The organism is Prauserella marina (genome assembly GCF_002240355.1).
GTDB lineage: Bacteria > Actinomycetota > Actinomycetes > Mycobacteriales > Pseudonocardiaceae > Prauserella_A > Prauserella_A marina.
Genome location: NZ_CP016353.1, coordinates 4,369,663 through 4,383,950 on the forward strand (window position 1 = coordinate 4,369,663; position 14,288 = coordinate 4,383,950).

General features: G+C 66.2%; 12 protein-coding genes and 4 tRNA genes. 5 read left to right on the forward strand and 11 right to left on the reverse strand.

From position 1 onward, the window contains the following. Window positions 1-24 precede the first annotated feature (24 nt). From BAY61_RS20530 to BAY61_RS20550, 5 genes are all read right to left on the reverse strand, one after another. Entirely contained in the window at window positions 25-1,017 is a 993-nt protein-coding gene (locus tag BAY61_RS20530) for an NUDIX hydrolase (protein ID WP_091809981.1), read from the reverse strand. Further along, a complete protein-coding gene (locus BAY61_RS20535; RefSeq protein WP_091809982.1) occupies window positions 1,014-2,156 on the reverse strand; it encodes a glycosyltransferase family 4 protein in 1,143 nt (380 codons plus the stop codon). The genes BAY61_RS20530 and BAY61_RS20535 overlap by 4 nt, the downstream gene beginning before the upstream one ends. A 3-nt stretch (window positions 2,157-2,159) precedes the next feature. Then, a complete protein-coding gene (locus BAY61_RS20540) occupies window positions 2,160-3,068 on the reverse strand; it encodes a phosphatidylinositol mannoside acyltransferase (RefSeq protein WP_091809984.1) in 909 nt (302 codons plus the stop codon). Continuing rightward, window positions 3,065-3,673 carry a phosphatidylinositol phosphate synthase gene (pgsA, locus tag BAY61_RS20545; RefSeq protein ID WP_091809985.1) on the reverse strand — a complete coding sequence of 203 codons (609 nt, stop codon included), beginning with the start codon at window positions 3,671-3,673 and terminating at the stop codon, window positions 3,065-3,067. Before pgsA ends, BAY61_RS20540 begins: the two co-directional genes overlap by 4 nt. A gap of 192 nt (window positions 3,674-3,865) precedes the next feature. After that, complete coding sequence (locus BAY61_RS20550) at window positions 3,866-4,372, reverse strand: MarR family winged helix-turn-helix transcriptional regulator (RefSeq protein WP_091810250.1); 507 nt, start codon at window positions 4,370-4,372, stop codon at window positions 3,866-3,868. Between the two features lie 143 nt (window positions 4,373-4,515). Between BAY61_RS20550 and BAY61_RS20555 the strand changes: the two genes are divergently transcribed. Then, window positions 4,516-5,070: a YceI family protein gene (locus tag BAY61_RS20555; RefSeq protein ID WP_091809987.1), complete on the forward strand. Its 555-nt coding sequence runs from the start codon at window positions 4,516-4,518 to the stop codon at window positions 5,068-5,070. A 24-nt stretch (window positions 5,071-5,094) separates the two neighbouring features. On the opposite strand, the gene BAY61_RS20560 is transcribed toward BAY61_RS20555, so the two are convergent. The 5 genes from BAY61_RS20560 to BAY61_RS20580 form a co-directional block, all read right to left on the reverse strand. After that, window positions 5,095-5,664: an HIT family protein gene (locus BAY61_RS20560; protein ID WP_091809988.1), complete on the reverse strand. Its 570-nt coding sequence runs from the start codon at window positions 5,662-5,664 to the stop codon at window positions 5,095-5,097. Next, the gene (thrS, locus tag BAY61_RS20565; RefSeq protein ID WP_091809990.1) at window positions 5,651-7,750 is read right to left on the reverse strand and encodes a threonine--tRNA ligase; all 2,100 of its coding nucleotides are present in this window, start codon (window positions 7,748-7,750) and stop codon (window positions 5,651-5,653) included. Before thrS ends, BAY61_RS20560 begins: the two co-directional genes overlap by 14 nt. Before the next feature lie 74 nt (window positions 7,751-7,824). Continuing rightward, window positions 7,825-8,442 carry a malonic semialdehyde reductase gene (locus BAY61_RS20570; protein ID WP_091809991.1) on the reverse strand — a complete coding sequence of 206 codons (618 nt, stop codon included), beginning with the start codon at window positions 8,440-8,442 and terminating at the stop codon, window positions 7,825-7,827. 103 nt (window positions 8,443-8,545) lie between these two features. After that, window positions 8,546-10,057, reverse strand: coding sequence for a sugar transferase (locus BAY61_RS20575; RefSeq protein WP_091810252.1), 1,512 nt, complete (start codon window positions 10,055-10,057; stop codon window positions 8,546-8,548). Window positions 10,058-10,550: 493 nt separating this feature from the next. After that, window positions 10,551-10,622 (reverse strand) — tRNA-Val (locus tag BAY61_RS20580). A 397-nt stretch (window positions 10,623-11,019) separates the two neighbouring features. On the opposite strand from BAY61_RS20580, the gene BAY61_RS20585 reads away from it, so the two are divergent. The 4 genes from BAY61_RS20585 to BAY61_RS20600 all read left to right on the forward strand — a co-directional run bounded on the left by BAY61_RS20585 (window position 11,020) and on the right by BAY61_RS20600 (window position 11,834). After that, complete coding sequence (locus BAY61_RS20585) at window positions 11,020-11,445, forward strand: SsgA family sporulation/cell division regulator (RefSeq protein WP_091809993.1); 426 nt, start codon at window positions 11,020-11,022, stop codon at window positions 11,443-11,445. A 112-nt stretch (window positions 11,446-11,557) separates the two neighbouring features. Continuing rightward, a tRNA-Gly gene (locus BAY61_RS20590) sits at window positions 11,558-11,630 on the forward strand. 56 nt (window positions 11,631-11,686) lie between these two features. Next, window positions 11,687-11,758 (forward strand) — tRNA-Cys (locus BAY61_RS20595). Window position 11,759: 1 nt separating this feature from the next. After that, a tRNA-Val gene (locus tag BAY61_RS20600) sits at window positions 11,760-11,834 on the forward strand. Between the two features lie 572 nt (window positions 11,835-12,406). On the opposite strand, the gene BAY61_RS20605 is transcribed toward BAY61_RS20600, so the two are convergent. Then, entirely contained in the window at window positions 12,407-13,297 is an 891-nt protein-coding gene (locus tag BAY61_RS20605) for a bile acid:sodium symporter family protein (protein ID WP_245865284.1), read from the reverse strand. Window positions 13,298-14,288: the final 991 nt, after the last annotated feature.

Genomic DNA, 14,288 nt, shown 5'->3' on the forward strand with positions numbered 1-14,288 from the left:
AGTCTGCCACCGCGCGAGGCCGCTTCACCGGATGGAACGCAACCTGCCGTCCCAGCCATGTTCGAGCAGCGGCGGCAGGAACTCGGCGAGCTGCACCGGATAGACGGTCTCGCCGGTGTCGCCCAGCTCGCCGGGTGCCCACCAGCGATGGGTCCCGATCGTGGCCACCTCGACGTCGGTGAAACCGGAGGTGTCGATGTCGGTGCCAGCCGTGTCGAGCCGCAGCAAGAAGAACCATTCGGTGCCGTCGTAGTGGTGGCCGTCGAAACCGAATTCGACCCTGCGCCGCCACACCGGTCCCACCAGCTTCTCGGCCGTGGTGCCGAGCCCGGTCTCCTCCTTGAGTTCCCTCACCGCGGCGGCGCGCAGCTCCTCGCCGTCCTCGACCCCGCCGCCGACGGTGAACCAGAACCGTTCTTTCGCCACGGCGGGATCGTGTCCTCGGAACAACAGCACCCTGCCGCCGGGATCGACGAGCACGATGCGCGCCGACACTCTCGGCGTCGGCCGCGCGGTACTCGCGTCCAGCTCCGGCTCGGCGATCTCGAAGTACTCCGGTTGCCGTGCGGTACCGGCGAGCCTGAAGTAGCGCACCTTTCTGCGCCGCCGCAGTGCGAGCGTGTCGCGCACGGCGTCGTTGTGCACCCTGCGCGCGATGACGACCCGGTGCTCGGCGTCGCTGAGTTCGGCGGCCAGCGGCGCCGCGAGCGCACTCCGTTCGACGTCGGCGAGCAGTCTGGTCAGTTCGTTCTCCGCGAGCTCCCGCTCCGGACGTGGCGCCGATTCCGCGCCCTCGGCCGCCACCCGCATTGCCTCAGCCCGCTCCCCGCCGAGTGCGCCGGCCGCTACCGCGCGGGCCACGACGGCCCGCCTCGCCAGCGCCGCGTCGAGCGCGGCCCAGCCCGCGTCGGTGCGCACGTGCAGCCGGTCGAGCCGGTTGGCCGTCGCCACCAGGAACAACCCGCTCACCACGACGAGCGCGGCGAGTAAGGCCAGCAGCACGAGAAACGTGTTCACCTGGGTGTTTCCTGTTCGGTTCCGACTTTGCGAGGGTCGGCCGCTATCGCCGTCTCGTAGACCCTCAGCACCTGCGTGACGACGGTCTTCCAGTCGTACATGGCCACGCGCTCGGTCGCGGCCGCTGACAGCAGGGCCCTGCGGTCCGGGTCGGCGAGCAGTTCACGCAGCGCGGCAGCCAGGGCCGCACCGTCACCCACCGGCGTGAGCATCCCGGCGTTGCCGTCGTCGAGCACCCTGCGGAACGAATCGAGATCGCTGGCCAGCACCGGGGTTCCGGCCGCCATGGCCTCGGTGAGGATCATGCCGAAACTCTCGCCGCCGGTGTTGGGCGCGCAATACACGTCGACGCTGCGCAACGCGCTCGCCTTGGTCTCGTCGTCGGCCTGGCCGAGGAAGTCGATGCGCTCGGCGAGCAGCGGACCGGCCTGTTTGCGCAGCGTGTCCGGTTCTCCCCTGCCGACGACGAGCAACCGCAGGCCCGGTTGTTCCGGCGCGAGCCGCCGCAGCGCGTCGAGCAGCACGCCCATGCCCTTGCGCGGCTCGGTGAACCGGCCGACGAACCCGACGGTGCCGCCCTGCCTCGGATATCCGGGAAGTGGCGTGGCTTCGGCGAAGAACTCCGCATCGACGCCGTTGGGGATCTCGACGGCGTCACCCCCGGCGTGTTCGACCTGAACTCGGCGTGCCAGCGCCGACACGGCGATCCTCGCCGTGATCTTCTCCAGCAGTGGCCGCAGCACGGGCTGAAAAGCCGACAACGTTCTCGACCGTGGGGTCGAGGTGTGGAAGGTGGCCACGATCGGCCCTTCGGCCACCTTGAGGGCGAGCAGCGACAGGCTCGGCGCCGCGGGCTCGTGCAGGTGCAGCACGTCGAAGTCGTTGTCCCGCAACCATCTGCGCACCCTGGCGTAGGAGACGGGCCCGAACTGCAACCGGGCCACGGAGCCGTTGTAGGGGATGCCGAGCGCGCGCCCAGCCGGATGCACGAAGCCGGGCAGATCCGCTTCGTCGTCGGCAGGCGCGAGCACCGACACGGTGTGCCCGAGCGCGAGCAGCGCTTTGGCAAGGTCGACGACGTGCCCCTGCACTCCGCCGGGAACATCGAAGGAGTAGGGGCAAACGATGCCTACCTTCATCGCTCACCCCGCTCCGCTGGAGGAGTCCGCGTCGGCGGCGTCTCGGTCGGCCGACCAGAATTTCTGCAGCATGTGCCAGTCGGTCGGATGCGCCGCGATGTCGGCGGCGAAGATGTCGGCGAGCGCCTGGGTGGCTGGATGGATCTCGTCGCGGGCGTTCACCCTGATCCTGGGATGGATGCGCACGTTCCAACCCTGCTCGGTGAACCAGGTTCCGGCAGGCAGCAGCGCGGCGCCCGTGCTGGCCGCGAGCCTCGCCGGTCCGGCTGGGAACCGGGTCTCCTCACCGAAGAACGTGACGGGAAGGCCGGACCGGGTCATGTCCCTGTCGCCGACGAGGCAGATCACCTTGTTGTCGCGCAGCGCCCGCAACAAGGTCCGGAAGGACACGCTGCCGTCGGAAGGGACGACCTCGAAGCCGAGCGATTCACGGTACTCGACGAATCGTTTGTACAGCGAGGGCGGTTCGAGTTTCTCGGCCACCGTGACGAAACTGCCGGACTGCTTGACCAGCCACAGCCCCGCCGCATCCCAGTTTCCCGTGTGCGGCAAGGCGATGACCGCGCCGTTTCCCTCTTCGAGCGCGGCCTCAAGGTATTCGAGGCCGGTGTTGTCGACGCGGGCCGCGACCGCGTCGTGGTCGCTGCGCGGCAGCCAGAACGCCTCGTGCCAGTACCGCGCGTAGGAGCGCATGGCCCGCCGGGTGAGGTCGACGAGCTCCCCCGCGTCCGCCTGCGGCACCACCCTGGCGAGGTTCTTCCGCAGCTGCCTCACCGAAGGGCCGTCCTTGCGGGCCGCGAGGTCGGCGCCGACGGCGAACAGCGAGGCCGCCAGTGACGAGGGCAGCTTCGGCACCACCCGCCAGCCGGTCGCGTACCCGAAGTCGGCGAGCCTGCCTGCGAACGAACTCACGAGGGCGCTCCCCTTCCCGCCTTTGTCACGGCGAAGACGCGTTGCGACAGGGTGATCACCGAGAGGACGGCGAGCAGCCACTGTGACACCTCGACCGAGTGGGGCAGTCCGAATCCTTGAAGCCCGGTACCCACCAATGCGATGATCAACCGCTCGGCGCGCTCGATGAGCCCGCCATCGGCTTCGAGGCCCGATGCCTCGGCCCTCGCCTTGACGTAGGAGATCACCTGCGCCAGCACGAGACAGATCAACGCGGCCGCCCCGATCCTCGGGTTGTCCTCGACGACGAACGCCCACCACACGATGGCGGCGAAGAGCGCGCCGTCGACGAGCCGGTCACACGTGGCATCGAGTACCGCGCCGAAGGGCGTACTTCCCTTCGCGCGGGCCATCGCGCCGTCGAGCAGGTCGAGCAGCGCGAAGCCCCACACCAGGAACGTGCCCCACAGCAACATCCCCTGCGGAATGAAGACAAGCGCGCTGACGAAGGCGCCGGCGGTGCCGATCAGGGTCATGGCGTTCGGAGTCAACCCTGCCCTGACCAGCGCGGCACCGATCGGGTCGGTGACGCGGGATATGGAAGCGCGCGCGAAGATGTTGAGCATCGTTCCTACGGGGCGGGTAGCTACGTGGTCGGGTGTGCCGAAGAAACCCTATCGAGCCGCACGAGGCCAACCTGCATGGATGCCCTCAACCCGCCGGTGTGATCTTCCCGCGCGGCGATCACCGCCCGTCAGGCACACACTTTCGCTCACTCAGCGCCGAGCGCCTATCACTCCGTGTCGCGACGGCGGAACTCATTCCGCGGCCTCGTATCGTTCGAGCTCCTCGGCCTCCGCGGCGGCACACCGGGGACTGAGTCCTTCGCGCACCGCGGCGACGATCTCGCCGAGTTGGGCCACCTGTTCGGGTGTCAGCGGGTCGAACAGGCTGGCTCTGACGGCGTCGACGTGCCCTGGTGCCGCGGCCTCCAGCGCGGCCATCCCCTCCGCGGTGAGGTGCGCGAACGCGCCGCGCTTGTCGGTGGGACAGGACTCCCGCCGCACCCAGCCGTTCGCCTCCATGCGTGCGATGGCGTGCGACAACCTGCTGCGCGATGATCGGGTGGCGAGGGCGAGATCGCTCATCCTCAGCACCCTCCCCGGCGCCTCGGACAGCACGACAAGCACCTCGTAGTAGGTGTGCGGCATGCCGGCGTCGTGCTGAAGCTGACTCTCCAGATGTGCTCTGAGCATGCCGACGGCTGCCGAGAAGTCGCGCCAGACGCGCTGCTCCTCGTCACTGAGCCATCGAGGTTGGGACATGACCGACATCCTACCCGTAGTTGAGCGCTCAATCATATTCGGTTACCCTCGTACTTGAGGGCTCAATCTTCTGCCGCCGTCAGACGCGGCGCCAGACCCTAGAGCCCCAGCACAGCACACGATTTACTTGACGGAGGAATCCCATGAGCACAGCCACCACCGAGATCCCCGGCTACATCCCGGGCACCTGGACTATCGATCCAGTGCACTCCGATGTGACGTTCGTGGTCAGGCACCTCGGCGTCTCGAAGGTCAGGGGCCGGTTCAGCGAGTTCGGTGGCGAGATCGTCACCGGAGACGCCGTCACGGACTCGTCCGTGACCGCCACGATTCAGGCGGCCAGCATCGACACCGACAACGAACAGCGCGACGGGCACGTCAAGAGCGCGGAATTTCTCGACGTGGAGAACCAGCCGACGCTGACCTTCCACTCGAAGGCGATCCGTCCTCAGGGCGACGGCGAGAACTTCGAGATCGACGGCGAGCTGACCCTGCACGGCGTGACCAAGCAGGTCACCCTCAAGGCCGAACTCGGCGGCTTCGGCGACGGCATGACCGAAGGCAGCAAGGTACTGGGCATCTCGGCGAGCACCGACGTGAGCAGGAGCGAGTTCGGTGTCGGCACCACGTTCCCGACCGCCGTCGTCGCCGACAAGATCAGGATCGAGCTCGACATCGAGGCCGTTCTCCAGTCCTGACCGCGCGCCGCGGCGCCGACCTCGTCACCACGCGCTGGCGAGCAGCTCTCTCGTCTCGCCGAGAAGCTGTGGCAGCACCTTGGTGTGGCCGATCACCGGCATGAAGTTGGCGTCGCCGCCCCACCTCGGCACCACGTGCTGGTGCAGGTGGGCGGCGATGCCCGCTCCTGCGATCACACCCTGGTTCATCCCGATGTTGAAGCCGTGAGCCCCGGACACCTTCCGGATCACGGTCATCGCGTGCTGGGTGAACTCCGCGACCTCGACGGTCTCCTCGGCGGTCAGTTCCGGATAGTCGGCGACATGCCGGTACGGAACCACCATCAGGTGACCGGGGTTGTAGGGATAGAGGTTGAGCACCGCGTACACGGTCTCGCCCCTGGCGAGGATCAGCGCGTCGTCATCGGGCATGGCGACGAGGACGCAGAAAGGGCAGCCGGATGGCTCGTCGCCCTCGGCCTTGTTCTCGCCCCTGATGTAGGCCATCCGGTGCGGGGTCCACAGCCGTTGCAGCTGGTCGGGAACCCCGACACCGTCCTGCGCGACGAACTCGGGCGGCGCTGGCTCGCCTTCCCCGCGGTCAGTGCCCGCCAACGAATGCCTCCAGAGCTTCCGCCGTCGGCGACGAGTTCTCCCTGCGCCCCACCCAGTCCGCGATGGCCTCGACGGCGACCGGAACCGGCACGCTGTTGATCTGGCTGCCGTCCCTGAACCGGAACGACACCGCGCCCGCTTCGACGTCCTTGCCGCCGGCCAGCAACAGGAACGGCACCTTCTGCGTGGTGTGCGTGCGGATCTTCTTCTGCATCCGGTCGTCGCCCGCGTCGGTCTCCGCCCTGATTCCCTTCGCCCGCAACGCCTTCTCCACCCCGCGCACGTGAGCGACGTGTTCACCGGCGATGGGAATTCCGACGACCTGGGTCGGCGAAAGCCACGCGGGGAACGCCCCGGCATAGTGCTCGGTGAGCACCCCGAAGAAGCGCTCGATCGAGCCGAAGAGGGCACGGTGGATCATCACCGGTCGCTGCCGCGAACCGTCGTTCGCCTGGTATTCGAGGCCGAAGCGATCAGGCAGCATCATGTCGACCTGGATGGTCGACATCTGCCAGCTCCGCCCGATCGCGTCCTTGGCCTGCACGCTGATCTTCGGCGCGTAGAACGCCGCGCCGCCAGGATCGAGCACGAGGTGCAGACCACTGGCCTCGGCGGCCTCCCGCAACGCGTTGGTCGCGCGTTCCCAGTCCTCGTCGCTGCCGATGCTCTTGTCGGGGTCGCGAGTGGACAGTTCGAGGTAGAAGTCGTCGAGACCGTAGTCGCGCAACAGATCCAGCACGAACTGCAACAGCGAGCGGATCTCGTCCTGCATCTGCTCGACCGTGCAATAGATGTGCGCGTCGTCCTGAGTGAACCCGCGCGCCCTCGTGAGACCGTGCACGACACCGGACTTCTCGTACCGGTACACGGTTCCGAACTCGAAAAGGCGCAGCGGAAGCTCCCGGTAGGACCGTCCCCTCGTCCGGAAGATCAGGTTGTGCATGGGGCAGTTCATCGGCTTGAGGAAGTAGTCCTGGCCGGGTTTGCGCAGCGTGCCGTCCTCGTCGTGCTCGGCGTCGAGGTGCATGGCCGGGTACATGCCCTCGCGGTACCAGTCGAGGTGCCCCGAGGTCTCGAAGAGCTGCCCCTTGGTGATGTGCGGGGTGTTGACGAACTCGTAGCCCGCCTCCTCGTGCCGCCTGCGGGAGTAGTCTTCGAGTTCCTTGCGGATGACGCCGCCCTTGGGGTGGAACACCGGCAGCCCCGAGCCCAGTTCTTCCGGGAAGGAGAACAGGTCCAGGTCCGCTCCGAGCTTGCGGTGATCGCGGCGCTCCGCCTCGGCCAGCATCTCCAGGTAGGAGTCCTGCGCCTCGGCCGACTCCCACGCGGTGCCGTAGATCCGCTGCAACTGCGGGTTCTTGTCGTCACCACGCCAGTAGGCCGCGGCGACCCTGGTGAGCGCGAACGCGGGGATGTACTTGGTGGTGGGCACGTGCGGGCCCCTGCACAGGTCGCTCCACACGCGTTCCTTGGTGCGCGGATCGAGGTTGTCGTAGATCGTCAGCTCGCCGGCGCCGACCTCCATCACCTCGGAAGTGTCCACAGTGTCCAGCGCATCGCCCTGACTGCCGGAGCTGTCGGATTTGAGGTCGACGAGTTCGAGCTTGAACGGCTCGGCCGCCAGCTCCTCCTTGGCCGCCTCAACCGAGTCGAGCACCCTCCGCGAGAACTGCTGCGACCCCTTGATGATCTGCTTCATGCGCTTTTCCAGCGCCCGCAGGTCGTCCGGCGTGAACGGGGTGTCGACGGCGAAGTCGTAGTAGAAGCCGTCCTTGACGGGAGGACCGATACCGAGCTTCGCGTCAGGGAACTGCTGCTGGACGGCCTGAGCCAGGACGTGCGCCGCGGAGTGCCTGATGACGTCGCGACCGTCAGCGGTGTCGGCCGCGACGGCCTCGACCTCAGTGTCGACCTCTGGCGCCCACGCGAGATCGCGCAGCGCGCCGTCCTGGTCGCGCACGACGACGACGGCCTCAGGGCCCTTGCTGGGCAGGCCGGCTTCGCGTACCGCGCTGCCCGCCGTAGTGCCCGCCGTTACCACCACGCGCGGGGCGGGTACGGGCTGGGCGAACGACGACTGGGACACGGTGGACTCCCTCGAAGCATGAACACGTGCGATGACGTGTCGATGCTATCGGCCGCCGGTTCGCCCCCCTCACCTCAGGCGGCGGTGACGACCTCGTCGTAATCCAACCGGGGCAACCGGTCGAACCACGGGTCGTCCCCCGGCTTGCCGACGTTGATCACGACGAGCGACTGCCATGCGTTGCCGGAAAAGAACTCTCCGTCGATTCCCGCCGCGTCGAAACCGGTCATCGGGCCCGCGGCGAGACCGGCCGCCCTCACCCCGAGGATGAAGTAGCCGACCTGGAGCAGCGCGTTGAGCTTCGCGGTCCTCGCGCGCTGCTCGCCGTCGCTGAACAGGTTCTTCGCGTCCGGCTTGTGGGGGAAGACCTTCGGGAGGTTCTCGTGGAAGTCGGTGTCGGCCGCGAGCACCACGTTCAGCGGAGCATTCTCCGTCTTGACCCTGTTGCCCTCGGCGATGTGCGGCAGCAGCCTGCGCTTGCCCTCAGCCGAGCGCACGACGAGGGCACGCAGCGGCTGGATGTTCATCGACGTCGGCGCCCACTTCACCAGGTCGTAGATCGCCTTGACCTGCTGCTCGGTCACCGGTTCGTCGCTGAACGAGTTCGCGGTGCGGGCCTCGCGGAACAAGAGATCCTGCACGTCAGCGGGAATCGTCAACGTGGCGTCGGCGGCGGTCGTGGTCGAGGTCATGCTCCATCCCTTTCCATCACGGGTACTGCGAGCGTCAACATGGTTGAACGCTGCACTATTTCTCGTGACGGTTATGGGGAGCCTCACAAGCCGACGATCGTGCCTAGTAAGCGCCTCTGCCGACGATGACGGCCCGCAGCGTCTTCCACAGAATCGCCATGTCCAGCGCCAGCGACCAGTCCTCGACGTATCTCAGGTCGAGCCGGACGCTCTCCTCCCACGACAGTTCGCTGCGGCCGCTGACCTGCCACAGCCCGGTCAGCCCCGGCTTCACCAACAGCTTGCGATGCACCTCGGGCGCGTACTGTTCGGTCTCCTCCGGAAGCGGCGGCCGGGGCCCCACCAACGACATGTGCCCGCGCAGCACGTTGACGAGCTGAGGCAGTTCGTCGACCGAGTACCTGCGCAGCAGGGCACCCACTCTGGTGACCCTCGGATCGTGCCGCATCTTGAACAACGGTCCCGCGCTGTCGTGATCGGAGGTGAGCCTGCCGCGCTTGCCGTGGGCACCGGTGACCATCGTGCGGAACTTGAACATCGTGAACGTCTGACCGTCGCGGCCGACGCGGCGCTGCCGGTAGATCACCGGTCCCCAGTCGCCGAGTTTCACCGCGATCGCGATGGCCGCCATCACCGGTGCCGCCGCCAGCAACAACAGTGCGGCGCCGAGCTTGTCGACGAATTCCTTGATGACCCTGCGAAAACCGCGGAAGGCCGGCGCCGTGACACGCAGCAGCGGCATTCCGAAGACGCCGGAAACGTTGAGCCGGGGACCCGCGATCTCCATCAGCGTCGGCGCGACGACGAGATCGGCCGAGGTGCCCTCCAGATCCCAGGCGAGTTGCTGCAACCGCCTTGGCGTCCAGTACTGATCCGCCGTGACGACGACGACGCGATATCCGCCTCGGCGGACATGCTCGGCGAGATCGTCGAGCCCTCCCATCACGGGAACGCCAAGAACGTCGGTTGCCCCTGCTCCCGGCGGCGTGCACACCGCCTCCACCCGCCAGCCGACGTGCGAGGCGGCCTTGGTGCGCTCGATCAGATCGAGGACGGTGTCCGGGTGACCGGCCACGATGACCGGCAGCAGGCACTCCCCCATGCGTCGCTTTCTGTGCAGGAATCTGCGCAGCAGGTAGCGCTCGGGGAAGATCGCGGCCGCGACACCCGGCACCACATAGAAAACCCATGGCTTCACTTCGAGCGCGCCGGCGAGCAATCCGCCGAGCGCGACGAGCACTCCCGCGACGAGCAGCCCCTGGCCGACCCTGCGGAATTCCTCCGTGCCCTCGCCGAGACAGTTCTGGCTCCACGCCCTGCTCACCGGGAGCGAGCACAACACGGCGGCGATGGTGCCCAGCGCGTGTGCCTCGTCGAGGCGGTGCAACCCGCCGATCAGCGCGGTCGCGACGGCGACGACGAACAACGTGGTCACGATGTCGCAGACGATGACGAGATCCCGATATCGCCGTTCCCACACCATCGTGGGGCTCACGGCCATGGCCCTCAGCACTCGCCCATCGACGACACCCAGCGAGCGGGCCGGAGATGATCGGGAGCCGATGCGTGGCTGGCCGCGTTCCGGCGGCGTTGGCGGCCACACCGACTCATCCATGAAGCCTCCCGCGTTGTTCAGTTGTGGGGCCTTCGGCGCGGGGTCGGACGCCGAAGACGACTCCACACGGTAACCATTTCGGTTACACTCTCAGTAATCGAACGGGGAATTCTTGGGGTGGTATCGGTCACGCTCGGCGCACTGTTACAAGGCCACGCCTCAAATACCGGCCATTCAGGCGATCTGCCCGGCCGGGGCGCCATAACAGAATGGTGACGAAGAGTGATCATGGAGATAGGGCAACCAACTACCTAACGTAGTCAGTTGATCAATGACCGTCGAGTCCGCGCGCGATGCGGGCAACAACACCCGACATGTCCACTGTGGACGAGTTTCGACGGAGCGCCGGAGGTTGCGATGACGAGCATCATTGTGGCGTGCTTCACGTTCGGAATCAGTGAGCGCCGCTCGTGGTTGAAAATAACGGAGTGGCCAATCGCAAGGAAAAGGCCCGGCAGTCAACTGCCGGGCCTTGCCAGATAAAACTCCAGGGTGGGCGATACTGGGTTCGAACCAGTGACCTCTTCGGTGTGAACGAAGCGCTCTTCCGCTGAGCTAATCGCCCCCTCGCGGTGTGAGAACAGACTGTACCGGACGCCTCTTGGCCCCCGGCAAACGGGTGGTCCGATGCCACACACGCTGCGCGCACCAGTCGGCACTCAGCGTAGAAACACCAGCTAATGGCTGTGACACAAGGAAGACAGCGTGCCGCCCGAACGGACGTCACCTGCAACATTCGCGCGACGGTTCTACCGCCGACGCGGCAAACCGAGCAATATGTACGCGTGAACGATCACGGGGCCACACGCGGAGGCCGATGAGCCGAGAGTGATGATGGGACGGGTTGAAGAGGTTACACATAAGTGTGATCTGACCGAGAACGGCGAGCGAGCTGGATACTCGGTGCGTCTCACCATCAATCCTCGGCCGTCCGGCCGGGAAGGGAGCAGAAGGGGAAGACCATGCGAAACGATCACGTGACGCTGCGGTCCACAGCAGTGTTCGATCTGCTGGCACCGCGGACACCTCCCGTTCCGGTGAAGGTGGAGCTGCGCTACGACACCCGCGACCCGTACGCGGTGGTCGCGGCCTTCCGCACCGGCCGCGCCGGCTGGGTGGAATGGGTGTACGCACGGGACCTGCTCGCCGACGGCCTGCTGGCCGATGCCGGCGACGGCGACGTGCGTATCCGTCCTTCCGTCGAGGACCCCGAGTCGGTGCTCATCGAACTGAACTCCCCTTCGGGGCACGCGATGTTCGAGGCTTCCGCTCAGGAGCTGGCCGACTTCCTGGACCGCACCTATGACGTCGTCCTGCCCGGCAACGAGCACCTGTGGGTCGACGTCGACGACGCGCTCACCCACTTGATCCCGAACGATATGAGCTGATGAGAGCGCCTGGATACACGTTGACCACCCCCCGTGCACGAACTGTTTCGGCGGTCCGATACAGTTCTGCACACACCACAACGGAGGGCTTCACAGCCCAAAGTTGGGGAATGCGGACGTAGCGCAGCTGGTAGCGCATCACCTTGCCAAGGTGAGGGTCGCGGGTTCGAGTCCCGTCGTCCGCTCGACTGCGGCGGGCATTCCGCAGTTGGATCAGGCGTCTGTCAGATCCACGCAGCACGGCGGAGTGGCCGAGTGGTTCAGGCAAGGGCCTGCAAAGCCCTGTACACGGGTTCGATTCCCGTCTCCGCCTCGCGCGATTAGCTCAGCGGAAGAGCGCTACCTTGACACGGTAGAGGTCACTGGTTCGATCCCAGTATCGCGCACCACTTGTTGTTGCAGGTCAAACCCCCAGCGGTGATCATCACCGAGTGGGGGTTTTCTCGTGTTTGGGAGCACGATTGGGAGCAGTTGATCTTGCCTTACCTGTACTCACCCCAAATGTGTTCATCCCTGGCGTCCCTGGCCGCACCCGACCGGCCGTCCATGAACTGACCGTCCACATAGGGCGCTCGACGGGTTCGACAGCAAGGCATCGCACGGAACTGGTCGCCACACCGTGCGGCCCGCAGGGCCGCCCCGGCAGTGTCGCCCACGACAACACCCGGCGCCCTGCCACGGCGGATCCGAAGTTAGGCAGGTGATCACGTCATCGTATTGCTGCGGATCCACGGCTTCCGTGCCAACCACACCGTCGAGCCGCCGGTGTTCCATGCAAGCAAGTTCCGGCGTATCACAGCCGCATGACAGGCAACACCCACACATGCGAACGGCGACCCGGTCTTGGTGAAGAACATCGGTACGTGCGGCTCGGCTATCCCACGTCAGTGGTCACCAGCAAACCCTTGAGGCGCGTCTCCGCTCAATTCCCGATCGCCTGAGACCGCCAGAAACCCGGGAATCATCTGGCGCCGTCCGTCCGGCGCCGCATGGACCCTCGAACGACCATGAAGCCGAAAACGGCCGCCAAGGGGTACATGACAATGCTGTAAACCGCCGCTGGAATAGCAATTTCACTACTCTGCATCACGCTGAGCGCAATCGTAAGCGCCATGGTGGTGTTGTGAATTCCGATCTCCATGGCGCTCGCGATGGCTTGACGTTCGTCCAGGCGCGCAAGTCGCGCGCCGGCGTACCCGGCAGCCAAACTCATGACGCAGAACAACGCGGTCACCACGCCGACACTCCGGAGGTACTCGGCAAGGTTGGCGCGCTCGGCTACAAGAGCGCCAGCGGCGACTCCCACCAAGACCATGATCGAGAATATCCGAACCGGACGGTTGGCCCGATCGGCAAGACCGGGCGCCCGGCGCTTCACGAGCATGCCGATGACGACCGGCAGCAGCACAACCGCCACCACTTGAGCAATCTTGTCGAGCTGAAGCCCGAGTTCGCCCGTGACATCGAAGTAATCGACCGCGAGGTTGGTGATGACAGGAACGCTCACGACGGCGATGACCGAGTTCACAGCGGTGAGGGTGAGATTGAGTGCGACGTCGCCCCCGAAGAGGTGGCTGAAGAGATTTGCCGTCGACCCTCCTGGCGATGACGCAAGCAGCATGACGCCCACGGCGAGGAGCGGCGCCAAATCAAACACCACGACGAGCGCGAAGGCCACCGCGGGCAACAACGTGACCTGGATGGCGAGCGCAACGAAGACAGCGCGGGGAGCTCGGCCAATACGACGGAAGTCCTCGACCGTCAGCGTGAGTCCAAGACCCAGCATGACGATCGCCAGGGCTATCGGTAGTCCGACTTCGAGAAGCGCCGAGTCCTGCACGTTGACCTCCAACGAAACGCGACGATGCTGCGCAGCTGGGACGCTGGACATCACGTAACAGCCCTGAGCGTTCTTTGTTCGTCGCGAGACTCCGGCGATGGGAGCCCCGCGATCAGAGTCCCCGGGGGACGCCAGTCCGGACCGGAAGGTCTCCGACTAGCTCTGACATCCCTCCGGTTCGATCCTTCTGATAGCCGGATTCGCTTGAGCCTACTGACAGCACGCCTCGGGAGCCACGCAAACGTGCGGAGGTGATCCGACGCTCCAGCCGGAAGCACGCTTGAGTGTGTTGTCTTCCTCGCAGGGGGATTGTCCCCAGCGCCTGCGAGGAACCGCCGGACAGACATCTCCCCCGCGCGGGCACGCCGAGGGTGTCATGCGCCGGGGCGGACGGCACCCTCACAATCACCGGGGTCTTTCCCACCCGACGTGGGGTTCTCGGGCGCCCCAACAGGACCAGCGACAGATTGGTGTCCTTCCTACATCCGTAGGGTGGTTTCCGGCCCGCTGGCGATACCGCGGCACCTCCATGACCGCCGCCGGCCCGCTGGAAGAAAGTTGCCTGCGGCTGTTCCCGCCCGCTGCAGAACCCCTTCGTCTACATCGCCGTCAGCCGACTTGCTTGAGAGTCGTGTCGACGGATTTGGCTAGCTACCGACCATCGGATCGGTCGCTTCGAATGGCCAGCCACGACCACCAAGGTGGCGGCACGTTCCCAGGACTCCAAGGTTCAACGAACAGCTCCGTCATCCACGTACACAGACCAACAAGGAGGCAGAACCTGGGAGCATTTTGGGAGGATCAACCTGCGCAGAACCGCGCCCAGAAACCGCGGGAGGCACGGTGTCCCGGGGTATTTGTGCGCACCTGGTCAGCTCGGGCACCACTTCGGCAGCCACCTCGCGAATCCCGGCCTCGTCCTCCTCAAGATCGACATACTTGGGCGGTCCGGGCGTGCCACTCCGACGGACTCCAGAGGGCTGTCACGCCTGCGTCGGGAGGC